The 24,264-nt window shown below is 65.0% G+C and carries 17 protein-coding genes; 12 read left to right on the plus strand and 5 right to left on the minus strand.

The features are described from left to right. Positions 1-380 precede the first annotated feature (380 nt). From ACZ1JC_RS02025 to ACZ1JC_RS02050, 6 genes are read left to right on the plus strand one after another with little or no spacing between them, the layout of a single operon-like run. On the plus strand, positions 381-767 hold the full coding sequence (locus tag ACZ1JC_RS02025) for a hypothetical protein (protein ID WP_465139573.1): 387 nt from the start codon (positions 381-383) through the stop codon (positions 765-767). Continuing rightward, positions 767-1,501 (plus strand): cellulose synthase operon protein YhjQ/BcsQ, encoded by a 735-nt coding sequence (locus ACZ1JC_RS02030; protein WP_465139572.1) that lies wholly within the window; start codon positions 767-769, stop codon positions 1,499-1,501. Before ACZ1JC_RS02025 ends, ACZ1JC_RS02030 begins: the two co-directional genes overlap by 1 nt. Beyond that, entirely contained in the window at positions 1,498-5,994 is a 4,497-nt protein-coding gene (gene bcsA, locus ACZ1JC_RS02035; RefSeq protein ID WP_465139571.1) for a UDP-forming cellulose synthase catalytic subunit, read from the plus strand. The genes ACZ1JC_RS02030 and bcsA overlap by 4 nt, the downstream gene beginning before the upstream one ends. After that, positions 5,991-9,467 carry a cellulose biosynthesis protein BcsC gene (locus ACZ1JC_RS02040; RefSeq protein ID WP_465139570.1) on the plus strand — a complete coding sequence of 1,159 codons (3,477 nt, stop codon included), beginning with the start codon at positions 5,991-5,993 and terminating at the stop codon, positions 9,465-9,467. Before bcsA ends, ACZ1JC_RS02040 begins: the two co-directional genes overlap by 4 nt. After that, a complete protein-coding gene (gene bcsD / locus ACZ1JC_RS02045; RefSeq protein WP_465139569.1) occupies positions 9,464-9,925 on the plus strand; it encodes a cellulose biosynthesis protein BcsD in 462 nt (153 codons plus the stop codon). Before ACZ1JC_RS02040 ends, bcsD begins: the two co-directional genes overlap by 4 nt. Before the next feature lie 18 nt (positions 9,926-9,943). Next, a complete protein-coding gene (locus ACZ1JC_RS02050) occupies positions 9,944-10,972 on the plus strand; it encodes a glycosyl hydrolase family 8 (RefSeq protein ID WP_465139568.1) in 1,029 nt (342 codons plus the stop codon). A 75-nt stretch (positions 10,973-11,047) separates the two neighbouring features. Here the strand turns inward: ACZ1JC_RS02050 and ACZ1JC_RS02055 are convergent, their stop codons facing one another. Beyond that, a complete protein-coding gene (locus ACZ1JC_RS02055) occupies positions 11,048-11,476 on the minus strand; it encodes an organic hydroperoxide resistance protein (protein ID WP_465139567.1) in 429 nt (142 codons plus the stop codon). Positions 11,477-11,602: 126 nt separating this feature from the next. On the opposite strand from ACZ1JC_RS02055, the gene ACZ1JC_RS02060 reads away from it, so the two are divergent. Beyond that, a complete protein-coding gene (locus ACZ1JC_RS02060; protein ID WP_465139566.1) occupies positions 11,603-12,058 on the plus strand; it encodes a MarR family winged helix-turn-helix transcriptional regulator in 456 nt (151 codons plus the stop codon). A gap of 615 nt (positions 12,059-12,673) precedes the next feature. Here the strand turns inward: ACZ1JC_RS02060 and ACZ1JC_RS02065 are convergent. The 4 genes from ACZ1JC_RS02065 to ACZ1JC_RS02080 form a co-directional block, all read right to left on the minus strand. Beyond that, complete coding sequence (locus tag ACZ1JC_RS02065; RefSeq protein ID WP_465139565.1) at positions 12,674-13,291, minus strand: TetR family transcriptional regulator; 618 nt, start codon at positions 13,289-13,291, stop codon at positions 12,674-12,676. Between the two features lie 38 nt (positions 13,292-13,329). After that, positions 13,330-14,694, minus strand: coding sequence for a carbohydrate porin (locus ACZ1JC_RS02070; RefSeq protein ID WP_465139564.1), 1,365 nt, complete (start codon positions 14,692-14,694; stop codon positions 13,330-13,332). Between the two features lie 94 nt (positions 14,695-14,788). Next, a complete protein-coding gene (locus tag ACZ1JC_RS02075; RefSeq protein ID WP_465139563.1) occupies positions 14,789-17,218 on the minus strand; it encodes a glucose/quinate/shikimate family membrane-bound PQQ-dependent dehydrogenase in 2,430 nt (809 codons plus the stop codon). Between the two features lie 254 nt (positions 17,219-17,472). Beyond that, complete coding sequence (locus tag ACZ1JC_RS02080; protein ID WP_465139562.1) at positions 17,473-18,630, minus strand: serine hydrolase domain-containing protein; 1,158 nt, start codon at positions 18,628-18,630, stop codon at positions 17,473-17,475. Positions 18,631-18,707: 77 nt separating this feature from the next. Between ACZ1JC_RS02080 and ACZ1JC_RS02085 the strand changes: the two genes are divergently transcribed. The 5 genes from ACZ1JC_RS02085 to ACZ1JC_RS02105 all read left to right on the plus strand — a co-directional run bounded on the left by ACZ1JC_RS02085 (position 18,708) and on the right by ACZ1JC_RS02105 (position 24,242). Next, on the plus strand, positions 18,708-19,214 hold the full coding sequence (locus tag ACZ1JC_RS02085; RefSeq protein ID WP_465139561.1) for a MarR family winged helix-turn-helix transcriptional regulator: 507 nt from the start codon (positions 18,708-18,710) through the stop codon (positions 19,212-19,214). Between the two features lie 82 nt (positions 19,215-19,296). Then, positions 19,297-20,940, plus strand: a complete 1,644-nt coding sequence (locus ACZ1JC_RS02090) for a S10 family peptidase (protein ID WP_465139560.1) — start codon at positions 19,297-19,299, stop codon at positions 20,938-20,940. Between the two features lie 85 nt (positions 20,941-21,025). Then, complete coding sequence (locus tag ACZ1JC_RS02095; RefSeq protein WP_465139559.1) at positions 21,026-23,266, plus strand: fused MFS/spermidine synthase; 2,241 nt, start codon at positions 21,026-21,028, stop codon at positions 23,264-23,266. Positions 23,267-23,614: 348 nt separating this feature from the next. Then, on the plus strand, positions 23,615-23,848 hold the full coding sequence (locus ACZ1JC_RS02100) for a hypothetical protein (protein WP_465139558.1): 234 nt from the start codon (positions 23,615-23,617) through the stop codon (positions 23,846-23,848). A gap of 124 nt (positions 23,849-23,972) precedes the next feature. After that, the gene (locus ACZ1JC_RS02105) at positions 23,973-24,242 is read left to right on the plus strand and encodes a DUF6356 family protein (protein ID WP_465139557.1); all 270 of its coding nucleotides are present in this window, start codon (positions 23,973-23,975) and stop codon (positions 24,240-24,242) included. The last annotated feature ends 22 nt before the right edge of the window (positions 24,243-24,264 follow it).

Below are 24,264 nucleotides of genomic sequence, written 5' to 3' on the forward strand. Positions count from 1 at the left end.
TCGCGGCGAACTCTTGCGGGGCCGTCTTCTTGCCAAAGTCCCGAAGCCGGCCTTCGGTTGCGCCGGCAATAGGCGCGTCCGAGGGTTTCGGCGGAAATCCAGATTTACCAGTTGGTTCACATTATATGCGAAAAGGCAATTGCGCGGCGGAACCGGGGAAGACAGCAAGGTGGAAAACTGCGCCGCCATGATCGGCCCAAACATCCAGGCCGCTCATTCGCACCATCGCCGTGCCGATGCATAGTCGGATCGCTGCGCTCTTTCTGCTGCAGTGCAAAAGAAAATTCACGCTGCGCAAGCATTTCGACTTTCCGTTGCGCGCAAACCGGATATTTACCAATTTTAATTAGGTCGGCCAGAGTAAGGTAGGACAACGAACCATGCGCATCGATGCCCGCAACCTGCTGGACCGTCTCGGCAGAAGTGATTTTGCATACAAGGAATTTGAGGATCGGTTTACCGATCTGGAACTCTGGCCGATCCTGGAAGCGCTTTTGCGCGATCCTCGCCTGCAGGCCCTCGACCCGGCCCTTCCCCAAAAGGCGGCCGCAGCTTCACCCCTTCCCTCCGAGCGGCCGGAAACCTCGGCCTCCCCAACACCGCAGCCGGCGGCCGAACCGCTGAAATCCGTGTTCAGCCGCTACGAGCAGGATGTGCCGGCCGCCCCTGCGCAGCCGAACGAGGTGGTGCCGCAAAAGGACGTTCGCGGCTTGCTTCGCCGCCTTTCCGGCGAACGCCGCGATGACAGCGAGCGGGGAGAAAACTGATGCCGCTGGTTCTTTGCCATGCCCCCAAAGGCGGAACGGGAAATACGTTCGTTGCGGCCCATCTGGCGATGGGGCTTGCTGCCGAAGGTGCGGACGTTACCGTGCTGACCATTGCCCCGCGCGACACCCTCGCGCTGCATTTCGGGCTTTCGCAAGCCATCGCCCTGCCCGCCTTGACTGCGCCTGCTGACGAAGCCGTGCTGGTGGGCGGCATCAACCTGCGCCACTGGCATCGCTCCGCCGAAGATGCCGATCTCCTGCCGATGCTGGGCGATCTGGGCTACCTTACCCCCGGCCGTGACCGCGTCATGGTGATCGACATGCCATCGGGCGAATATCGCGCAGCGCTGCGCGTTGGTGAGCAGGCCTGCGCCCATATCTGCACCTTGACCGCGCAGCCCGACACGCTTGCTTTGCTGCCGCAAATGTTCGGCGAGACCGGCAGCGAGGGTTTGCTGCGCACTGCCTTCGTGATCAACGCCCTGGACGAAACACGCCGGCTTTCGCGTCATGGCGCCGCGTTCGTCCGCGAACTGGCGGGACCGCGCCTGATCGGCCGCATCCGGCAGGACGAAGCCGTGCCCGAAGCTATCGCCATGCTGCAACCGTTGTCGCGCTATGCACCGGCCAGCACGGCTCTTCATGACGTTCGCGCCATTTCGGCTGCTATCGTGCCTGCGCTGGAATCCACTTCCGCATCCTGGATCGCCCCATCCGCGAGCCGCGCTGCATGACGGGTAGGATATTGCCGCAAAAGGCATTGCAGTATCTTGCCATCGTACCGATCGTACTGGTGGCGGGAATGGTCGTCGGCGTGCCGCTGGACATGCGATCCCAGTGGATCTTCGCGGCAGTCGCCATAGCCGGCACGATCGTGTTGCAGCGCTGGCCGGGCCGCAAGGGTTCGCTGGCGCTTGGCCTGCTGGCGGTGCTGATCTCCACCCGGTACATGTTCTGGCGCACCACCCAGACGCTGGCCTTCGGCACCCTGCCCGAATTCCTGCTGGGCGGCGGGCTCTACCTGGCCGAACTCTATGCCTGGGTCATTCTGGTGCTGGGCTTCGTCCAGACCAGTTGGCCCCTCGATCGGCCCGTGATCGAGCCACAGGGCCCGGCGGAGCTGTGGCCGACGGTCGACATCTATATCCCAACCTACAACGAAAGCCTGGACATCGTGCGCAACACGGTGTTCGCGGCGATGGACCTTGACTATCCGGCCGACCGTTACCGCGTCTTCATTCTCGACGATGGCAAGCGCGCGGAATTTCGCGCCTTCGCGCGAGAGGCCGGCTGCGGCTACATCACCCGCGACAACAACCTGCACGCCAAGGCGGGCAATCTCAACGCGGCGATGGGCAAGACCGATGGCGAACTGATCGCCATCTTCGATTGCGACCACGTGCCCACCCGGGCTTTCCTCCAGCTGACCGTCGGCTGGTTCCAGAAAGACCCGCGTCTGGCCCTGCTGCAGACCCCGCACCACATGTATTCACCGGATCCCGTCCAGCGCAATCTGGCCGGCGTGATCGAAGGTATGCCCGGCGAGGGCGACTTGTTCTACGGCCCGGTCCAGGGCGGCAACGACTTGTGGAACGCGGCCTTCTTCTGCGGTTCCTGCGCGATCATCCGCCGCGCCGCGCTGATGGAAACCAACGGTTTCGCCGGCGAAACGGTGACCGAGGACGCACATACCGCGTTGAAACTGCAGCGGACAGGCTGGAACACGGCCTATGTCAGCGCGCGCCTTTCGGCCGGCCTTGCGACCGAGCGCTTGGTTCTTCACGTCGGCCAGCGCATTCGCTGGGCTCGCGGCATGACGCAGATCCTGCGTATCGACAATCCGCTGTTCGGCCCCGGCCTGACCTGGCAGCAGCGGCTTTGCTACCTCAATGCGATGCTGCACTTTCAGTATCCGTTGCCGCGCATCGCGTTCCTGACCAGTCCGCTGGCCTACCTGATCTTCGGACTGAACATCATCCAGGCCTCCGCCTCGCTGATCTTCGCCTATGCCATGCCGCACCTGTTCTGCGCGGCGGCGGCCAACTTGCGCACGCAGGGGGGTGATCGCCGGCCGTTCTGGGGCGAAGTCTACGAAACGATCCTGGCCTTCCATCTGGTGAAGCCGACGATCCTGACGCTGTTCCAGCCCCGCAAGGGCAAGTTCAACGTGACGGACAAGGGCAGCCTGCTCGATCGCACCTATTTCGACTGGGCGATCGTGCGTCCGCACCTGATCTGCATCGGTCTGCTAGTGGCGGGGATCGCGCTGGCCGTCGTGAAATGGCTGTTCTTCCCTTACATGTTCAACGTCCAGACCGATACGCTGGTGCTGAACGCGGCATGGGCGTCGTTCAGCCTGATCATCCTCGTCGCTGCCGTTTCGGTGGCGCGCGAGACGCGGCAGGCGCGCAAGGACATCCGCATTCCTGTGGAACTGCCGGTAACCGCCTATCTCGAATCCGGCCACGTCCTGTCCGCCCGCACTATCGACATTTCGATGGGCGGCGCGGCGCTTTCGTTGCCCGCCGGGCAGCCGGTGCGTGATCTGGCGGTCAGCCACATCACCATGGCCATGGGCGATGAAGTGCTGTCCATCCCGGTGGAAACCCTGCGTACCAACGGGACCAATGCCTACGTTCGTTTCGAAGAGCTTGACGTCCTTGCCGGGCGCCATCTCGTCCGTGCCGTGATGGGCCGGGCCGATGCCTGGCAGCCGTCCGGCCCCCATGAGCAGGTCCACGGGATCCGCTCGCTCGCCGATATCATCCTTGTCGACATGGTGACCATCAAGCGTATGCTGCGCCTAAACTTTGCCGAACGGCGCGCGATGCGCGAACAGGCCGCCCTTATCGCGCCGGTGGATGACACCGATCCCTTCCTTCCCTCGCCCGGCGCGCCCGGCAAGACCTCCGAGGTTGGTGGACTGCCGTTCCGCCGTGCCGCCAAGGCGGCAGCGCTGATCGGCGCGCTCGCACTGGGCCTGGCCACCATGGTGATCGGCACCCGCGAAGTTCACGCCGCCCCGGCGCCGGCCCAATCCCCAGCAAAGGCCGCAACACCTGTAGCCGCACCGGCGACCGCTGCCGCAGCCCTGCAGCCGGGCGGCATTGGTGAGCGGCTGACGCTCAAGGACATGCGCATCACGCGTCCGATCCGCTTGCAGGGCACTTCGGGCGAGATCGGCATCCCCTTCGGCATGCGCCAGGACCGCGTGGTGACTTCCGCCGTCCTGACGCTGCAGACCTCGTGGTCGCCCATGATGCTCGACGACATGAGCCACCTGGTGGTCATGATGAACGGCGAAGTGGTGCAGACCGTGCCCCTGACGCGCGGCGACGCCGCTGGTCAGGTCCTGCGTATCGCCATCAATCCGGCGCTGTTCCTGCCGGGCGACAACCAGTTGAACCTGCGCCTCGTTGGCCATTATGCCCGCGATTGCGAAGATCCGTTCAATTCGGTGCTCTGGGCCAATATCAGCAACGTCCGCTCCTGGATCGACTTCCAGTATCAGCCGCTGCCCTTCGCGCCAGACCTTGCCCGCCTGCCAATGCCCTTCTTCGACAAGGGGCAGAATTCGCAACTGAAGGTTCCTTTCGTGTTCGCCGGCCAGCCCCACAAGGGCGAGCTTGAGGCCGCCGCCGCCACAGCTTCCTGGTTGGGCGCAATGGCCAGCTATCGCGGGTTCTCGTTCAAGCCGGTCTATGGCGCGCTGCCGAAGGGCAATGCGGTCGTCTTCCTGAAGGCGGGGCAGTCCATTCCGGGCCTTGCCGTCGGCGATATCGGCGGGCCTTCGGCAGCGGTGGTCCGCAACCCGGCGGACCCGAACGGAACGCTGCTGGTGCTGACGGGCCGTAGCGATGGCGAACTGCGGCTTGCCGCCGGTGCCGTCGCGCTTGGCCGCGGTGTATTCGGCGGCCAGCGGATGGGCTTCGACGACGTACGCATCCCGTCATGGCCGCGCTATGGCGCGCTGCGCTGGATCAGCACCGATCACCCCGTCAAGCTGGGCAGCATCATGCCCGCCTACGCGCTCGAAGGCATGGGCTTCCGCCCCGGACCGCTCAGCGCCAGCTTCCGCGTCGCGCCGGACTTGTTCTTCTGGCCGCGCGAAGGCGGCAAGCTCAGCCTCGGCTATCGCTATCCGGTCGCCCAGTGGCTGGACAAGCGGGCTTCACGGCTCGACGTGTCGCTGAACGGGCAGTACCTGAAATCGCTCCCGATGGGCTCCAAGTGGTGGGAAGAACTGTTCGGCCAGAGCGGCGCGAAAAGTCAGGATTCGACCGCCACGATCGTGCTGCCGCGCTACAACCTTTTCGGGCAGAACGAACTGACGTTCGACTACAACATGGTCATTGCCGACAAGAAGAAGTGCACCGGCACCCTGCCCGAAAACGTGCGCAGTTCGATCGACGCGGACAGCACGATCGACTTCACCTCGGCTTACCATGCTCTGCTGATGCCCGACCTTGCGACCTTTGCGGGCGCGGGCTTCCCCTTCACGGTGGCGCCGGATCTGGCCGAAACGACGGTGATCATGGCGCAGAACCCCTCGCCCGCATCGGTAGAGGCGTTCCTTGACCTTATGGGCCGGTTCGGCGATTCCACCGGCGTTCCGGTAACCTCGGTGACGGTGGCTTCACAAGTCGATCCGGGCCAGCTTGCCGATCAGGACGTGCTGGTGGTGGGCGGCATCGAACTTGCCGGCGCCGGCTCGCTGTTCGACCGCGCCCCGGTGCGCTATGTCAACGGGCACCTTGAAGTGGCCGAACGGTCGCCGATGCAATACGTCACCGCCTTCTTCGGCGGCACCCAGCGCGACGATCCGATGCAGGCCGCCCCGCTGGTCTACAATGCGCGCGGTTTCTCGGGCATCGTCAGCTTCCGGTCCCCCTATGCATCCGATCGCACCGTGGTCGCGCTGCTTTCGGACAATGCGGCGGCGCTGCCCGCGCTGGTGGACGGCATGGCCGATGTGAAGATCAACGCATCGATCCAGGGCGACCTGGCGGTCACGCGCGGCGACGGCATGAGCAGCTTTGCCATCGGCAACCGGTACTGGACCGGATCGCTGCCGATCTGGATGAAGATGGCCTACTGGTTCAGTCAGCGGCCGCTGCTGATGGGCATCGGCGCACTCGCCATCGCGGTGATCCTGGCCGGGCCGACCTACCTCTACTTCCGCCGTCAGGCCCAGCGCCGCCTCGGCAATCCGGACGAAACGGCATGAACCGCGTGAAGTCACCTATGCGTCTGGCCGGGATGGCCCTGCTGCTCACCACCGCGCCGATCGGTCTGACCGTCGGCGCGGGCACCGCGGTCGCCCAGGCGTCGGGTGTCGATGCGTTGCTGCAGCAGGCGCGCTACTGGCGGTCCAAGGGGCGTGAGGATCTGGCCCAGCAGGCGCTGCGCCGCGCGCGGGCGCTCGATCCGAACAACCCAGCGGTGATCGCCGCGTCGAGAGGCGCGCCGGCACGTCCTGCCGCCCAGCCCAAGGCGCCGCCGACACCGGTCGCGGCCAAGCCTGCTGCACCGAAGCCCGCACCGGCTCCGGCGCGCACGCAGGCCCCGGCGAAAGTCGCCACTCCGGCACCGGCCAAGCCCGCGCCGGCAAGTCCCGCCACCACTGCCGCCAATCGCGGCGGTCAGGCCCGCGTCGCCGGCTATGCCGCGCTCAATCGCGGCGATCTGGAAGGCGCGTCCGATCAGTTCGAGCGCGCATTGTCGGTCAATGCCCGCGATCCCGATGCGCTGGGCGGCCTTGGCATCGTGCGCCTGCGGCAAAGCCGCTTCGCCGAATCCGCCAATCTGCTGGATCAGGCCTCCCGGCTGGGCAAGCCCGACCAATGGGCGCAGGGTCTTGCCTCGGCCCGGTTCTTCGCCGGAATGGACGAAGCGCGCGGGGCACTCGCACAGGGACAACTGGCCGTGGCTCAGCAAAAGGCAGAAGCGCTAGTCCGCTCCGGCTATCCGCAGCCCGGCGCCGCGCTGGAACTGCTGGCGGATATCTACGAGCGGCAGGGCCGCCACGCCGATGCCGCCGATCTCTACCGGCAGGCCGGTCAAAGCCCGGGCAGCAACGCCGTTGCCGAGGACAAGCGCCTGCAGATGCGCGCCGCACGCAGCCGCGCACTGGCGGCCGCCGCCAATGGCGACGATCTGGGCGCGATCCGCGAGTTCCAGCAGGGACTGGTGCTCGATCCGGAAGACCCCTGGATCCGCTACGAATTCGCCGAATTCAACCTGAAGCGCGGACGCATTCCGGAAACCGAAGCGCTGATCCGGTCGCTGGTCAACAAGGGCCAGCCCGACGCGATCTATGCCGCCGCGCTGCTCAATGCCGATCTCGGCCGTCCGACCGAAGCGGCGCGGCTGATCGACTTGATCCCCGAAACGCAGCGAAGCGCGCCGATGCGCAGCTTCGCGGTCGGCGTAAAGACGGACGAGGCGATCGAACGCGCCAAGGCCATGGCGGCCACCGGGCAGACCGCGCAGGCGCTTGCCAACTTGCGCCAGCTCGGCTCCATGAGCGGAATTCCCGTCGGCAAGCAGGCCGCGATCGCCAATGCGCTCTACGAACTGGGCGATACTGCCGGCGCCGGCGCCATGGCGGAGAACGCGCTGCAGGGACAAGTTACCAGCATCGGCGACTACGAAGGGCTGATCGGTACGCTGGCCCGTGTCGGACGGGACGATCTGGCGCAGCAGGCGCTGCAGCGCGCCAGCGCCATGGCCGGATCCTCTCCGGAAGGGCAGCAGGCCTATGCGCGCATGAATGCCGCGCTGATGGTTTCCACAGCAGACCGTGCCCGCCTGGAAGGCCGCTACGCCGATTCCTTCGACATTCTCCAGCAGGCATGGACTGCCGCGCCGGACAATATGGATGTGCTGGCTGGCCTCGCCCGGCTCTACCAGAGCGGCGGAATGCCCGCGCGCGCAGCGCAGACCTGGCAGCTGGTATTGGCCCGCAAGCCCGGCGACCGCGATGCGCTGCTCGGGCTCGCCGAAACCGCGCAGGCGGCGGGCGACACCGAACTGTCGCGCAAGGCGCAGGCCGATGTGCTGCGCGCATTCCCGCAGGACTACGAAGTGCGAATGACGCTCGCCCGGGTGGAACAATCGCGCGGAAACAACCGCGCGGCCGAACGCTTGCTGAAGGATGCCCGCGAAATCTACGTCGCGCGGCAGGGCGGCACGTCTATCGATGGGCTTTCCGGAGCCAATCCCTTCGCGGCGATGAGCCCCGCGGGCGGCGCCAACCCGTTCCGCAACATGGCCGTCGCGGCACCGCAGCCCGTCAATCCCTTCGCGCTGGGTTCCGGCACCCGGCTGCCATCCGGAACGGGTGCGACGCCCGCGGCCCAAGCCATGGCCGCCGCACCGATGGCTCCCATGCAGGTCGCGGCGGCGGGCCAGACCCCCGGCGGCATGGCCTATGCCTCGCCGTCCTACGGCGTCGGCACCGCTGGATCAGCGCCCTCACCTTACCCGGTCACCTCGGTTCCGGCCGGGGCTTCCTCCACGCCCTACCCCGCCGATCCGGTGATGGCGCAGATCCAGTCCCAACTGGCATCGCTGACGCAGGAAACCGGCCCGCGCGTGGACGTCGAAACCGGGTATCGCCAGCGCTCCGGCGAAAAGGGCCTGAGCCAGCTGGACGAAATCAAGGGATCGGTGCGTTTCTCCACCGATGCCCCCGGCGGCCGCGTCTTCGCGAAGGCCGAAGCCGTGGTCATCGACGCCGGCGCGCCCAACAAGTCCGGTCAGGCGCGCTTCGGCCAGAACGCCACGATCGAGGCGGACAACATCGTCGCGCAGACCGAGGCGCAGTTCTCCGGCCCAGGCAGCGTCAACGAATCCGGCGTCGCCTTCTCCGCAGGGTATGAGAGCGACATGGCCCAGGCCGAAGTCGGCACCACGCCGGTGGGCATGGGCAAGACGCAAGTCGCCTTCCGCGCCGCCGTCACGCCCAAAGTCACGCAGAACTTGCGCGCCACCGCCATGGTGGAGCGCAAGCCGGTGACGGACAGCGTGGTATCCTACGCCGGCGCGCGCGATCCGGTCAGCGGGCGGCTCTGGGGCCAGGTCATGCGCACGGCCGGCGGCGGGGGCCTGTCCTACGACGAAGACGGCAGCGGCGTATATGCCGACGGCCGCTACTACCGCTTCCGCGGCACCAACGTAGCGCACAACAACGGGTTCGAGGCGAATGTCGGCGGTTACTTGCGCGCCTATGCCAGCCCGCACGCGACGCTGACCGTGGGGCTCAACGTCAACTATCAGGGTTACGACAAGAGCCAGAACTACTTCACCTGGGGGAACGGCGGCTATTTCAGCCCGCAGAGCTTCATTTCCGTGGGCTTCCCGATCAACTACGCCATGGAGGACGATCGTTTCGACCTTCATGCCTCGTTCACGCCCGGTTTCCAAAGCTACAGCCAGGACGCCAGCCCGCTCTATCCGATCGATCCGGTGCTGCAGGCGCAACTGGATGCGGACAAGGCGGCCGACAACGACGTTCGTGCCTATTACGATGAAACCAGCAAGACCGGGTTCGCACTTTCGACCCTGCTCTCGCTCTATTACAAGATCACGCCCACCACGCGGATCGGCGGCGAAGCCAGCTATAATACGTTTGGCAACTACAATGAGTTTCGCAGCTTGTTTGGCGTAAGACAGAATTTCGGGAGCACGGGAAGATGAAGTTCCAGGCATTCCCGCCGCCCCGGCACGAAGGGGACATGACCGGCGTAGGCGGTCTGGCGTTGATGGCGACGATGACCGCTGCCGAAGTGGCCGAGAACCTGCCTGCCGAGCAGGCGCGCGGTTTCTTTGGCGCGATCGGGCGGCGCATGGCCGCATTGGTCCCTTTGGAGGACGTCAGCGAGGCCACGGCCCTGCAAGATCGGATCAACCACTTCTGGCAGGATCTCGACTGGGGCGATATCGAGCTTGTCGTGGGCGACGATGCGATTACCGTGCGCCATCACCGCCTGCCGGAACCGGTCGTGCCGGACCTCAGGCATTCCTGGCAGGCCATGTTGCTGGGCGTGCTGGAAGGTGCTTACGATGCGTGGTTCCGCACGCTGGGCAGCGGCCCCACCCTGCGCACGGTCGCGGTGTGGAAGGATGACCTTCTGGAAGTCCGTCACGGACGCTGAACGGGAATAGAGGCAAAGATGACGAGCGACGGAGCGGGCATCGACCGCCGGAAATTCACGTTGGGCGCAATGCTGACCCTGACGGCAGCCTGCAACGGCGGCGCCCAGAGCCGCACGCCGGGCCGCGCCGTCACCTGGGCCAGCTATCGCGAGCTTTATCTTCAGCGCGACGGGCGCATCGTCGATACCGGCAACAATGGCGTAAGCCATAGCGAGGGGCAGAGCTACGGCCTGCTCTTCGCGCTGGATGCCGGCGACCGGGAGGCGTTCGACCGCATCGCCAACTGGACGCGCCAGACGATCGCACGCACCGACATGGCGCTGCATGTCTGGCGCTATGATCCGAATGCCACCGATCCGGTGGCAGACCACAACAATGCGACCGACGGCGACATCGTCATCGCCTGGGCCCTGGGCTTGGCCGGCCAGCGCTGGAGCCGGCCCGACTATCTGGCGCGCGCCGCGGAAATCCGCGCTGCGGTCCGCAAACAATGCGTGATGGACCGCTATGGCCGCCAGCTTCTGCTGCCCGGAGTGCAGGGTTTCGTCACCGATGCTGCGGTAACGCTCAACCCCTCCTACTACGTCTGGCCGGCGCTGGATGCCTTCGCCAAGCTGGACGGGCAGCAGGTCTGGGGCAAAGTGATCGAGGACGGTCAGGCGCTGGCTGGCCTTGGGCGGTTCGGCGCGCGGCATCTGCCGGTGGACTGGATGGCGGTTTCGGGACCGTCGCAGGTTGCCCCAGCGCCGGACAAGGACCCGCGCTTCGGCTACGACGCGATCCGCGTGCCGCTCTGGGCCGCGCTCGGCGGAAAGCAGGTTCTGGTTGCCGATGTTGCTGCCTACTGGCGCTCGTCCATCGCGGCAGGGAAGGCAATTCCCGCGTGGGTGGATGTGAACACCGGGCAGGAAGCGGAATATGCCCTGTCCAGCGGCGGCGCGGCAGTCGCTGGCCTGCTGCTCGGCACGTCACAGCCTACTCTGCTGGCGGACGACTATTACGCCGCCTCCTTGCAGTTGCTGGCGCGGTTGCGGATCAACGGCTGAGGGGTTCCTTCTCAGCACGCGAAAAGGGCGCGGACTCGCTGGAGTCCGCGCCTTTTTCATTGCGCCGTCTGACCGTCAGGCGACTGAAAGCGACACTTCCACATTGCCACGGATTGCGTGGCTGTAGGGGCAGATGGTGTCCGCTTCGGCAACCAGAGCCTCTGCCGCTTCGCGATCGACGCCGGGCAGAGTGATCTGCAGGGCAACGGTCAGGCCAAAGCCCTTGTCACTGCGCGCGCCGATACCGACGGTGGCATTGACGCTGGCGTCGGCGGGAACACGGGGGAGTGCCTTGTCCTGCGAGGCGGCGAACTTCATCGCGCCCAGAAAACAAGCGGCATAGCCCGAAGCGAACAGCTGTTCGGGGTTATTGCCCTGCCCGTTGCCGCCCAGTTCGGTGGGGGTGCCAAGGGTAACGGCGAAGCTGCCGTCATCGGTGCGGGCCTGGCCGTCGCGGCCGCCGGTTGCCGTGGCGCTGGTCTTGTAGAGGGGCTTGATGGACATCGTGCTTTCCTTTCGTCGGAATGGAGTTTGTATCGGGATCGATTAAATCGTGTACGATCTAAATGCATCGAGTCTTACGCGGAGTCAACCCTTGCGATTAAATCGCGTGCGATTTATATTCCGGACATGACCGACACGCCCGACCAGACCGCCCCTGCCCGCACTGATCCCTTCGCGGAACTGCTGTGCTTTTCCGTCTATTCGACGGGGCTGGCGTTCAACCGGATTTACAAGCCGCTGCTGGACCGGCTGGGCCTGACCTATGTCCAGTACCTCGCGCTGATCGCCCTCACCCGCCGCGACGATCAGACCGTGAGTGAACTGGGTGAGAGCCTGTTTCTCGAATCGAACACGCTGACGCCGCTGATCAAGCGGCTGGAGGCGGCAGGCTTCGTCACTCGCAGGCGCGACACCGCAGATGAACGCGTGGTGCGCGTGGCGCTGACCGACAAGGGCCGCGAAACGATGGAAGAAGCGCGCTGCGTCCCGCAGGAAGTGCTGGCGGCAACGGGCATGACGATCCCGGAACTTCAGCAATTGAACGAGACGATGAAGGCCCTGCGCGCAAACTTGCGGGACTGATCAACGGCGAGCGGTTTTAGCAATGTCGGCCCGCGAAATGGACGGGGAACAAGCTGGCTTATTTCCGAGATCAGATTTCAGAAATCAGGCATGATCCTATGCTATGCGGGCAGGATGAGCAGCCAAAAAATCCAGCCGAACCACACGTACTCCGTGGAGTTCCGTCTCTATGGTGATGACCTCGATCCAATCGAAGTGTCCTCGATCATAGGGCTCCAAGCCACCACATGGTCGACAGGCGAACCAATTGGCAAACGAAACCGATTGCCCTTTTGGGGCTACAATGCGAGCGATGATCCTCAATATCAGGATGAATGGCAATCCTTGGAGGATGCACTGGCGTTAGTATCCCGCCGACTTATACCTTATCGATCAATCATCACCGGACTATATGACCGATTTGACGGTATATGGTGGTGCGGGCATTTCCAGTCCAGTTTTGATGGCGGACCAACGTTATCGCCGTACGTTCTTGCAAATATAGCTAGTTTCGGATGCCCTCTGTTTCTCGATAACTATCATTCTTGCGATGGTGATGATCGTTTACCGATCAATAGTTCGGGCGCCTAATCCGCCACCAATCCGCGCTGGGTGTACTTCCGGTTTTGTCTTACCCTATACCGCCTGACAATAAGCCCGCACGATAGCCACAACCTGCTCACGCCGCTGCGCCGCCGCCGCCTCGCTAGTCACATCCACACCGAAAATCGCACCGAACGTGTAGCGATTGGCCACGAAGTGGAATGCCAGCGCGCTGATCGTCATATGCAGGTCGATCGCATCGATGCCGGCGCGGAAGCTGCCGTCGGCCACGCCGCGCTCGATCAGGGCAGCCGTCTTGGGCAGGACCAGTTCGTTACGCGCTTCGCTCACCAAAGCCACGTGCGGGCCGTGACGCATGTTCTCATCCATCACCAATCGCACGAGTTCGGGGTGGTGGAAGTGATAGTCGAAGGTCACCGCAGTCAGCCGGTCCAGCGCGGGAAGCGGTGCCAGCTGGTCCAACCCCGCCTCCAGTTCGGCGGAGCGGATCCCGCGATAGGCCTCGGTCAGAACGGCGCGATAGAGGCCCTCCTTGCTGCCGAAATGGTAGTAGATCATGCGCTTCGACGTCGCAGTGGCAGCCGCGATCTCGTCCACCCGCGCGCCCGCAAAGCCCTTGTCCGCGAAGTGGGCCGTGGCGATCGCGATGATCTCTCGCCGGTTGCGCTCGGTGAAGCCGGTGTCCTGCATGGCGCGCGCTATGGGCGGTAGGCTTGCCGAGGGCAACTTCAGAACTGCATTCTGACCTGACAGCCGATCGCGAGCGCATCGGGCGTGCGGCGATAGCTGAAGGCGCCGGGTTCGATGATGTATTGAACGTCCGGCCGGATCACCAGCCAGCGATTGGCCTGAAATCCATAGCTCATTTCGATCGCCATTTCGCCGACCGGCATCGAGGCATAGCTGCCCGGCACCGGCGCGACATCGACATGGGCACGGCGCAGGCGCGGATCGACTTCGGCATAGACGAAGCCCAGCCCCACCGTATCGGTGTCACGGCCCTTGAAAGTGCCGTTCTTCACCAGTCCGGCCGCGTACCAGCGGGTGATCTGGCCCGTCTCTTCGGGATTGAAGGTCGCCTGTCCGAACAGGGATAGACCGCGCGGCCCCTTCCCGTCGCGCCAGATCATCTGGTCCGCCAGAAGATAGACACCGTGCCGGCCTTTCACCGTGCCGCCACCGCCCTGAAGCGTGACGCGGGAGGTGTCGTAATAGAAGCCCAGCTTGTAATGGCCGGGCAGCACGCGGCTGTCTTTCGCAGCGCCGGGATCGTATTCCACCTCGATCGGCAGCACCACGCCGGTCGTCCCGCCAGCGAAGGGCTTCCAGGCATTATCCTCGTCATTCAAGCGCGGGTTCACCTGATAGACGCCGGTGCGGATCGTCACGTCCGGCCGCAGCTTGTAGCGCACCGCCGCGCCCCAGCGGGCGTTGGGATAATTGTACCACCCACTGTCTCCCGACATCGAGAGCGGATGGGCACAAAACGCCGCGTTCACGAAATTGCAGCCGATCGGCGTTCCGCCAAGATCGTTACCCATTGCGAAATAGCCCAGGCGCAGGTTCAGGCGGCCGGCCATCAGGTTCTGCTCCCAGGTGAACTCGGTCAGTCGCGCATAGTAGCCGCCTGCAGCTTCCTGAATCGGCAGGCGATTGCCCACGAAGTCGGACGATAGGCCCACACCGCGCCGGTCGTTGACGGTGACGTGGATCGTCGCGCCGTCGACGCCGGCCAGCTTGTCCATGTCGAAATCGGCGCCGACGCGGACCTGCTGGACGTACGTAGTCCCTCTCCGCAATCCGCCGTCGACGGCGGAGAGCGTCTCCGAGACGTAATCGCCCCGAACCGTCACGCCGGCCTGCTTCAACTGCGTGCGAAGCCCGCCCCAATCGCCGGTCAGCGTTTCACGACCACCGAGCGAGGTAGTTGCAGAGTCGGGCGATTTTTCGGTTTGCGTGGCAGCGGTCGGCGACGCCACCTGCTCCTCAGCCGCTTCGGCGTCCTCGGCGCGCGCATCATTTGCCGCGAAAGGCGCTGCAATCATCAGGCTGCACGCGGTCAGCCGGGTGATGGTACGAATAGGTTGGCCCAAGGCCCCCTCCTCCCCGCTGCCTCCACGGGCACGGGTTTGCTTCGAATTGAAAGGAAGTCCGGGGGCGGAGTTGGGAATCCGCCCCCGGAGGCCGTCACGGCAGCGTGTAAGCGATCACGTAATCGCCGCGATCGGGCGACTGGCGCGCGCCGCCTGCCGTGATCACCACATACTGCTTGCCGGTTTTCGGCGACTTGTAGCTCATCGGGCCGCCCTGGCTGCCCACCGGCAGGCGGGCTTTCCAGACTTCCTTGCCGTTCGCCGAATTGAAGGCGCGCAAGTAATAGTCCTGCGTGCCGGCGATGAAGACGAGGCCGCCCTGCGTGGCCAGCGTTCCGCCCAGCGTGGGCAGGCCGATCGGGATCGGCAGGCCCATCTTCACACCCTTGGGCCCGGTATCGCGCACGGTGCCGACGGGGACCTGCCACTTGATCTGGCGGGTCTTCATGTCGATCGCCGTCAGCGTGCCGAACGGCGGCGCCTGGCACGGCACACCCAGTGCCGAGAGGAAACGGTCCTTCACCACCGAATAGGGCGTGCCCTTCAGCGGAACGCTGCCCATGCCGGTGTTGACGGCTTCACCCGCCGCGCCCGACTTGCCCTGCTGCGCCTTGGTCTGCGGGAACATCTGCACCCAAAGGCCCAGGCGCATGTCGTTGGCGAAGATCGTGCCGGTGGTGGGATCGGTCGACAGGCCGCCCCAATTCATGCCGCCCAGCGATCCGGGGAAGCTGAGCGACTTGTCGGTGCCCGGCGCGGTGTAGAGCCCTTCGTAGCGCATGCCCTTGAAGGCGATGCGGCAGAGCAACTGGTCGAACGGTGTAGCGCCCCACATGTCCGCCTCGGTCAGAGGGCCGACGCCGATCTGCGGCATGCCGACCGATCGGGGCTGGGTGAGCGAATAGGGCTCATTCGGGATGTTCGCGGCCTTGACCTTGACGTTGTCGACTTGCGTCAGCGGCTTGCCGGTCGCGCGGTCCAGCACGTAGAGCTGGCCTGCCTTGGTGCCGAAGACCAGCGCCGGCACGGTCTTGCCGCCGCCCACCGCGAAGTCGACGAAGCTGGGCTGCATCGGCAGGTCGAAGTCCCAAAGGTCGTTGTGAACCGTCTGGAAGTGCCACTTTTCCTTGCCCGTCGTCGCATCGAGGGCGAGCATCGAGGCACCGTACTTGTGATCGAGTTCGCTGCGGGTGACGCCGTAGAGATCGACCGAAGCGCTACCCACCGGCATGAACACGGTGTTGGAGGCCGGGTCGTAGGACATCGCCGCCCAGACGTTCGGCGTGGATCGGGTATAGGTCTGGCCCGCTGCCGGCATTTGCGTAATCGCGGGGTTGCCCGGATCGAAGGCCCAGCGCAGCTTGCCGGTGATCACGTCGAATCCGCGCATCACGCCGCCCGGCATGTCCACCTGCACATTGTCCGCCACGCGGCCGCCGACGACCACGGTGGTGCCGGCCATCGTCGGCGCCGAAGTCAGCTGGTATTGGGGATCGGGCGCATTGCCGAGGCCGGCCTTGAGGTCGACGCGGCCGCCATTGCCGAAGTCGGTGCAGAACTTGCCGGTATCGGCGTCCAGCGCGATCAGTTCGGCATTGATGGTGTTCATCAGGATGCGGCGCTGGCACGGTGCGCCTTCGGGCACGGTGACGGCGGTGATCGGAGTAGAGCCGGGCATGTTCGGCTGCTGGATCGGCGCCTTCGCATCGAAATAGGCAAGGCCGCGGCAACGCATCCATACCGATGCGCGCGCGTCGATCCGTGCCTTCCACTTCTCGCGGCCCGTATCGGCATCAAGCGCGATCACGTTGTTGTGCGGGGTGCAGATGTAGACGGTGTCGCCCACCTGCAGCGGCGTATCCTGATCTTCCGCGCCGTTACCGTCGCTGACGGCGATGTCGCCGGTGCGGTAGGTCCAGGCGACTTTCAGGTTCTTCACATTGTCGCGCGTGATCTGGTCCAGCGCGACGAAGCGGCTGCCGCCCGGCGTATTGCCATAGGCTTCCCAGTTCTTCTGCTCATGCGCGGGATCGACCGGGATCAGCCCCGCCACTTTGCCGGAAAACGCCACGGTCGGATGCGGCACGAACATGCCCGCGAAACCAGCCGCCGAAGCAAGGCCCACCACGGCGGCAACCGCCAATGACGGGCGCCACGCAGGTCGATGGCCCACGGCGCGGCGCAGCAGGGGATAGGACAGGGCAATCACGGTTGCCCCGACACCCATCGCCAGCAGTCGCGAAATCAGCGGCCAGAAGGCAAAGCCCACTTCCCACAGCGCCCAGGCGATCGTCAGCACGAACGTCGCGCCGAACAGCAAAGCGCCCGCCGGGCGTTGGCGGGCGATCAGGAAGCCGGACACCAGCAAGGCCACGCCGGCAATCACGAAGTAGAAGCTGCCACCCAGGCTGGCGAGTTTGATGCCGCCCAGGGTGAAGAACAGGCCGGCCAGCAGGACCACGGCCCCGATCAGGTAGAGCCATGCCTTGGCCAGAAAGCCATTCGCGTTGTTCGTGCCGGACATGCGGCACCTCCTTTGTCGTTTTCGACCGCGCCGGACTGGCCCCGCCTCGCGAAGCCGCGAGCAGTGGGGTCGGCGCAGAATGCATTGGAAACGGCACGGCTGCAACGCCGTCCGCGATCTGTGTACCAACTAGTACATAGATCGTTGCAGAGCAAGGCCACGTGTATCGCGCTTCGATGCAGCGCACGTCCGGCAGCGCCGAACGCGCCGAAATCAGGGGATTCTTGACCGCAAAATAGGTCGCATACTTCGCGCTATGCAGGGCGATCCAGCGCCTTCACCGCAATCGCCTTCAGTGCATCGCGACTCTCGCGCGTGGCGGTCAGGTTGGAGAGCAGGACCACAGCCGTGCGCGTCGCCGGATCGAGGTAGGCCATGGTGAGCACGCCGGGATCGCCACCCCAATGATTGGGCCGAGGAACACCGCCAAGCGCAGCTTCCTGCCAGGCCAGGCCCTGCCCGGTCAACCAGTCGGGCAGATCGACCGGCTTCGTCATTTGCAGCATCTGCGCGTTCGCCTGCGCGCTGAGCAGGCGCGTTTGCCCAGACACGCCTTGGTTGGCCGCGGCTGCGACGATCCGGGTCAAATCGCCCACCGATGCGCGGATCATGCCGCCCGGATAATCCGGGAATCCGGCAGGCAGTACGGCCACCTGTGCGCCGGCGTCCGTAACGTCATAGGGCGTGGCGCGCAGATGCTCGGGCGTTCCGGCCAGGGTCCAGGAAATGTGCTTTAGCGCCAGCGGCTTGAACATGTGCTCCGCCGTGTAGACGCGCAGATCCTGCCCGGATACGCGCTGGAACAGGTATCCCAGCAGCGCGAAACCCATGTTGCTGTAATCCCAGCGGGCACCGGGCGGCGACTTCACATTGCCCGTGCCCGTGTAGTGCGCGCCAGCTGCGAAATAATCGCGCACCAGATCGCCCAGCGGCGTCGTGGCATCCTTGCCCCTGACGCGGAAATCGACCCCGTAATAGACTTCGTCCGATATGCCGGAGGTGTGGTTCAGCAAGTGGCGGAACGTAATCCGATCGGCGCCTTCGCCCACCATGCGGAAATCGAGATGCGGCGCGATCGCATCGTCTAGCGCGATCATGCGCTGGTCGACAAGCTGCATGATCGCGGTTCCGGTGACCGTCTTGGTGATGGAGGCGATGTGGAACATCGTATCGCCATCGACCGGCCGGCGCGTGGCCACATCGGCAAGGCCATAGCCCTTGGCGAAAGTGACGACGCCGTCGCGCGCGATGCCCAGCCCCAGCCCCGGAATGCCGGCAGACCGCATGTTGTCCGCCACGAAGGCGTCCAAGGAAGGCGCTGCCGCAGCCACCGAACGCGGCAGCAAAGCCGTGGCAAGGCCGCCAACGATCACCGATCGCCGCGAATGGCCGAATTGTTTGCCGATCGTCATTTCCATCCTCCCGAACGTGCTTGCCATTATTTATGTAGGCGCCTACCAATAAGTCAATGCCAATCGAGAGGCCGGGAATGTCCGACTATGTAAGCCGAATGCACGGCGCGGCGCTGGGGGCCCGGCTGCGACGGCTGAGCGCCGCGATCGATGCCGATGCCACGCGGATCTATGCCGATCTTGGCATCCGGTTCGAACAGCGCTGGTTCGGGCTGATCAACCAACTCGCGCAGGAAGGAACTATGACCGTCAGTGCATTGGCGGAGGCATTGGGCATCAGCCATCCCTCCGTCAGCGAAGCGCGCAAATCGCTGGAAAGCGCCGGGCTGATCCACTCCGCGCCCGATCCGCAGGACAGCCGCCGGCGGGTGCTCAGCCTGTCACCGGCGGGAACCGAACTTGTCGCCCGCCTCCGCCCGATGTGGCAAGCATTCGACGATGTGGCGCGAGACCTCGACCGTGAGGCGGGCGAAGTTTCGGCTGCACTTGCCCGGCTGGATCAGGCGCTGATGCACCGATCCCTCTACGATCGGTTGAAGGAGCGGCTGGAACCTTCCGATCCGGATGCAAAGCCGTTGATTTAACGGCGGCAGCGCTTGCCTTGTCGGGATCGCGCCGTAATCCTGCGCCTTCCAATCGTGGTCGCCCTTTCCCGAAAGACGATAGATGAAGTCTGCCCTGGTTGCCGTTCCCTTCGCCTGCCTGTTGGCGGGGTCCACCGCGCTTGCCGCGCCGTCCACCGGCAAGGCCGATGCAGCTCCGGCCAAGGCCGACACGGCGGCGGATGCGCCGGCCCCGCTGTTCCAGCCCGAAGCGGTGCAGTCCACCGGATCGGTGACCGTCGGCGGTTCGCGGATCGCCTATCACGCGGTTGCCGGAACGCTGGTCGCCCACGCCAAGGGCTGGGAAGATACCGACGCGCTCGACGCAAAGGCATCCGATGACGACGATGCGAAGGCCGGCAAGGCGGAAGCCTCGATGTTCTATGTCGCCTACTTCAAGGATGGCGTACGCACGCCGGGCCGCCCGATCACCTTCCTGTTCAACGGCGGCCCCGGATCGTCGAGCGTGTGGCTGCACATGGGCGCTTTCGGCCCGGTGCGCGTGGAAACGGCGGACAATGCGCACACCGCACCTGCGCCGTACAAGACGGTCAACAACGACGCGAGCCTGCTGGACGCCAGCGATCTGGTGTTCATCGACGCGCCCGGCACCGGCTTCAGCCGCATCGCCGGCAAGGACAAGGCCAAGGCGTTCTACGGCGTCGATCAGGATATCGACGCCTTCGCCCAGTTCGTGGAGCAGTTCCTGAACAAATACGGGCGGTGGAATTCGCCCAAGTATCTGTTCGGCGAAAGCTACGGCACAATGCGCGCCGCCGGCCTCTCGCTGGCGCTGCAGAACCGGTCGATCGACCTCAACGGCGTGATCCTGCTGTCGGACATCCTGAACTGGGACCTGATGCCCGACGATCCGCAGGCCAATCCTTCGGTGGACTTGCCCTATATCGTCGCACTGCCGACTTACGCGGCCACCGCCTGGTATCACCACAAGCTGGCCAACCAACCGGCTGACCTGAAGACCCTGCTAACGCAAGTGGAGGCCTTCGCCACGGGTGACTATGCGCAGGCGCTGATGCAGGGCAATGCCCTGCCCGAAGCCGAGCGGCAGCGGATCGCGAGCCAGCTTTCCGCCTTCACCGGGCTTTCGGTGCCCTATCTGCTGAAGACCAATCTTCGCATCGAATATGGCGCGTTCCAGAAGGAACTGCTGGCCGATCAGGGCCTGACCACCGGCACGCTGGACACGCGCTTTTCCGGGACGACGCTCGATCCGCTGAGCAAGGTGGCCGATTACGATCCGCAGAGCGCCGCACTGGAAGGCGCCTATATCGCCGCCTTCAACCAGTACGCACGCGGTACGCTGCACTATGGGACCGGTGATGGGGGCGACAAGCAGTTCAAGCCCGGCGTCAGCATCTACGGCAGCTGGGACTATCGCCACCAGCCCCCCGGCGCGGGCAAGCCGCTGATCGCGCTGCCCAACGTGCTGCCCGATCTGGCCATCGCGATGAAGCAGAACCCGACGATGAAAGTCATGGTCAACGGCGGCTATTACGACGTTTCCACGCCCTATTTCGAAGGGGTGTTCGAAATGCGCCACCTGCCGGTGCCCCCGGCCCTACAGGCCAATGTCGAATACAAGCACTACGAATCCGGCCACATGGTCTATGCCCACCTGCCCTCGTTGCACGAACTGCACGACAATGTGGCTGCCTTCATCCGCAATACGGCTGGCGGGGGGAACTGAGGAGTCACTCGCTCGGCCATAACGCATACGGAACGGCGGCGCCTTGCGGCTTTATACTGACGGGGCAATGCGATAGACGGTGCCGATGGCCGCTGCCGATACCTCCCGTACTTTCGGCCTGCATGGCCCCGCACGCGGCCTGTTCGTCGCGACGATACTTGTCGGCAGCTTCCTGCTGTTCCTGGTGCAGCCGATGGTCGCTCGCATGGCGCTGCCGCATCTGGGTGGCGCGCCGAACGTGTGGAACAGCGCAATGCTGGTCTACCAGGCGCTGCTGCTGGCCGGTTATGCCTATGCCGACTGGCTGGGCCGCTTTACGCTGCGGCGGCAGGCGCTGATCCATGTTTGCGTGCTGGCGCTGGCGGGCCTGACCCTGCCGGTGGGGCTTGCCAATGTCGCGCCGGTTGGGGGCCTGCCCGAAGAGCTATGGGTGCCCTTGCTGCTGGCGCTGTCGATCGGGCCGGTGTTTTTTGCCGTTTCGGCGCAGGCGCCGCTGATGCAGCGGTGGTTTGCGGCCGATCCGCGCGGCGGGGAGCCATGGGCACTCTATGCCGCGTCCAACCTGGGCAGTTTTGCCGGGCTGCTCGCCTATCCGCTGCTGGCAGAACCGCTGTTGAGCCTGCGGGAACAGAGCCTGTTCTGGTCGGCCGGTTTCCTGTTGCTGGTTGCGCTGGTCGTGTTGGCCGGGGCAAGCCGCTTTGCGACGGTTGCCCTCGTGCCGGCGCCGCCGTCGGATCAGGCCCCCGCGCGCATTCCAAGGCGAACGCTGCTGCTGTGGCTGGCGCTCTCGGCCGTCCCTTCCGGCCTGCTGCTGTCCACGACGACGCATTTGACCACCGACATCTTCGCAATGCCGCTGCTTTGGGTGATCCCGCTGGGCCTCTACCTGCTCAGTTTCGTCGTTGCCTTCTCCGACCGGCGCGGCGGTGCGCGCCTGATCGGCCGGATCGCACCGGTGGTGACGCTGTTTGCGGGCAGCTATGCGATGCTCTCGAACGGATCGGGGGGGCTGTGGACGGCGCTTGCCACCTGCCTCTTGCTGTTTTGCGTGGCGACGGCGCTTCATGCGCGGCTCTACGACCTGCGCCCCGAAGCTTCCCAACTCACGCGGTTCTACCTCGTCCTTTCGGCTGGCGGCGCGCTGGGCGGCGTCTTCACCGCCTTGCTGGCGCCGCTGCTGTTCGATTGGGCGTGGGAGCATCCGCTGCTGGTGCTGGCCGCCGCGCTGCTGATGCCGCTGGAACCCGTTCTGCGCTGGAACGGGGATGACGGCGGCGATCCGTTGCAGGTGCGCATCGCCCTGGCCCTGCTGCTGCTGTTCGCCGCGTTTCTGGGCTGGCAACTGGATGGCTATGCGCTGCGGCCCGAAGGCGAACTGATCGCACTGGTGCTGACCGTCTTCCTCACGGGAACGGGGGTGATGCTGCTGGCGTGGCGCTGGGCCTTCGTCACGGTTCTGGCCCTCGCCATGGTGACGCAAGGCGGCATCTGGACGATCCGCGCGACACTGAAGGGTGAGCGTACGCGCAGCTATTTCGGCATCTATACCGTTCACGACCGGGCGGAGGAGCGCATGCGCACACTGGCCCACGGCACCACGCTGCACGGCGAACAGTCGCTGGATCCGGCCCATGCCCGCGATGCCCTGACCTATTATGGCCCCGGCTCCGGCGTAGCGCTCGCGCTGGCGGCAACCCCGGCCATCGTCGGGCCCCACGCGCGGATCGGCGTCGTCGGCCTGGGGACGGGTTCGCTCGCCTGCCAGTCGCATCCCGGACAAAGCTGGACCTTCTTCGAGATCGATCCGGTCGTCCTGCGTTTCTCCACTTCGGGCCGCTTTACCTATCTGCGCGATTGCACGCCCGGCGCACGGATCGTGATCGGCGATGCGCGGCTGAAACTGGCCGCGCTGCCACCCGCCTCGTTCGATGTCCTGGTGATCGACGCGTTTTCCTCGGACGCGATTCCGATGCACCTGCTGACGCGGGAGGCCTTGCAGGTTTACATGGCGGCGCTGAGCAAACGCGGACTGCTGCTTCTGCATATATCGAACCGCTACATCGATCTGGCTCCGGTCGTTGCCGCGAATGCGCGCGACGGCGGCCTGGCGGCGCTGACCCGGCTCGACATCCCGACCGATACCGAGCGTTACACCCCTTCCCGCTGGATCGCCCTGTCGGCCGACGCCGGGGCGCTGAACCAACTCGCCCATGCGCGATCGGACATGCCATGGACCGTGCTGAACGAACGGCCAGCGCAGGCCTGGACCGATGACCATGCCTCGATCCTGCCGTATATTCGCTGGAACAGACTGGCGGGCGGATAGCAGGCAGCGGAAGGGTTGAGGCCCGGCCTGCGCGACCGGTCTGAAAGGGGATACCGACGAGCGGTGCGCCATGCGCGACAAGCAACGAGCCACGCGGCGGCGGCGCCGTCGAATCGCATTGACAGCACTTTGTCTACCGGTATGGTTGAGAATGTAGAGGGAAGGCGTTCCGGTCGGATCATAGATTAGATCACCGACCAATCGTGCGGGTCGACCACGACAGCACCATGTACGAAACCAAGAAACACCTCGGGGCCGAGGACACCTGAAGATGTCCAGCCCGATGGCAAGCGAACGCATGTTTTCCGCCATCGGATCGGCACGGATGCGAAAAAGGAGAAACGGCACATGGCACAGAACGACTATCACGTCGCCCAGCAGGGCGATAACTGGGCAGTCACCTTGCATGGCGTGGCGCTGGCCGTCTTCGCGGACATGAAGGCCGCGCTGAACCGCGCCATCGATGTCGCCCATCAGGCCGGCATGGCGGGCCACGATGCCCGCGTTCTGCTTGTCGATCGCGCAGAAGAACTGCGTGCCAAGTGGATCTTCGGCCTTCACCCCTATCCGCCGACCGCCTGATCGGCCGGAAAGCCTTGCCGACCGATTGATCGGTCGGACATGCCATGCCGACGGCGGTGCGGGGTTCCGCACCCGCGCCGCCGCCGGTACCGGCCGTTAGGGCCTACATTCAAGGGAGACGGCAATGCTCCGCAAGCTGTTCCTGGATCATCCCCGCACCGTGAACGAAACCTACGGCGAGCATTGGTACGTCGCCAATCGCTTCGGCCTGCTCATGATCGTTGCCGGATTGGGAACCATGCTTCATGGCTTCCTGCCCGGCGTGATGACCCGTACCGGCAGCAACATGGTGAAGAAGCTCTACGGCGAGATGATGCGCCGACAGTCCGGCGCCTCGCCGCGGCACCATCCCGTCGCCGCCGCTACCGGCTGGCACCTCGAATACGAGATCTGATCCGGGATCGCGCGCCATTCAT

It is taken from the genome of Sphingomonas sp. BL-S-28, from assembly GCF_055521515.1.

Excerpts from the sequence above, each read along its gene's own strand:
- ACZ1JC_RS02040 (WP_465139570.1), top strand. The coding sequence starts at position 5,991 with ATGAACCGCGTGAAGTCACCTATGCGTCTGGCCGGGATGGCCCTGCTG.
- ACZ1JC_RS02050 (WP_465139568.1), top strand. The coding sequence starts at position 9,944 with ATGACGAGCGACGGAGCGGGCATCGACCGCCGGAAATTCACGTTGGGC.
- bcsD (WP_465139569.1), top strand. The coding sequence starts at position 9,464 with ATGAAGTTCCAGGCATTCCCGCCGCCCCGGCACGAAGGGGACATGACC.
- ACZ1JC_RS02085 (WP_465139561.1), top strand. The coding sequence starts at position 18,708 with ATGTCCGACTATGTAAGCCGAATGCACGGCGCGGCGCTGGGGGCCCGG.
- ACZ1JC_RS02075 (WP_465139563.1), bottom strand. The coding sequence starts at position 17,218 with ATGTCCGGCACGAACAACGCGAATGGCTTTCTGGCCAAGGCATGGCTC.
- ACZ1JC_RS02090 (WP_465139560.1), top strand. The coding sequence starts at position 19,297 with ATGAAGTCTGCCCTGGTTGCCGTTCCCTTCGCCTGCCTGTTGGCGGGG.
- ACZ1JC_RS02095 (WP_465139559.1), top strand. The coding sequence starts at position 21,026 with ATGGCCGCTGCCGATACCTCCCGTACTTTCGGCCTGCATGGCCCCGCA.
- bcsA (WP_465139571.1), top strand. The coding sequence starts at position 1,498 with ATGACGGGTAGGATATTGCCGCAAAAGGCATTGCAGTATCTTGCCATC.
- ACZ1JC_RS02080 (WP_465139562.1), bottom strand. The coding sequence starts at position 18,630 with ATGACGATCGGCAAACAATTCGGCCATTCGCGGCGATCGGTGATCGTT.
- ACZ1JC_RS02030 (WP_465139572.1), top strand. The coding sequence starts at position 767 with ATGCCGCTGGTTCTTTGCCATGCCCCCAAAGGCGGAACGGGAAATACG.
- ACZ1JC_RS02105 (WP_465139557.1), top strand. The coding sequence starts at position 23,973 with ATGCTCCGCAAGCTGTTCCTGGATCATCCCCGCACCGTGAACGAAACC.
- ACZ1JC_RS02100 (WP_465139558.1), top strand. The coding sequence starts at position 23,615 with ATGGCACAGAACGACTATCACGTCGCCCAGCAGGGCGATAACTGGGCA.
- ACZ1JC_RS02065 (WP_465139565.1), bottom strand. The coding sequence starts at position 13,291 with ATGCAGGACACCGGCTTCACCGAGCGCAACCGGCGAGAGATCATCGCG.
- ACZ1JC_RS02055 (WP_465139567.1), bottom strand. The coding sequence starts at position 11,476 with ATGTCCATCAAGCCCCTCTACAAGACCAGCGCCACGGCAACCGGCGGC.
- ACZ1JC_RS02025 (WP_465139573.1), top strand. The coding sequence starts at position 381 with ATGCGCATCGATGCCCGCAACCTGCTGGACCGTCTCGGCAGAAGTGAT.
- ACZ1JC_RS02060 (WP_465139566.1), top strand. The coding sequence starts at position 11,603 with ATGACCGACACGCCCGACCAGACCGCCCCTGCCCGCACTGATCCCTTC.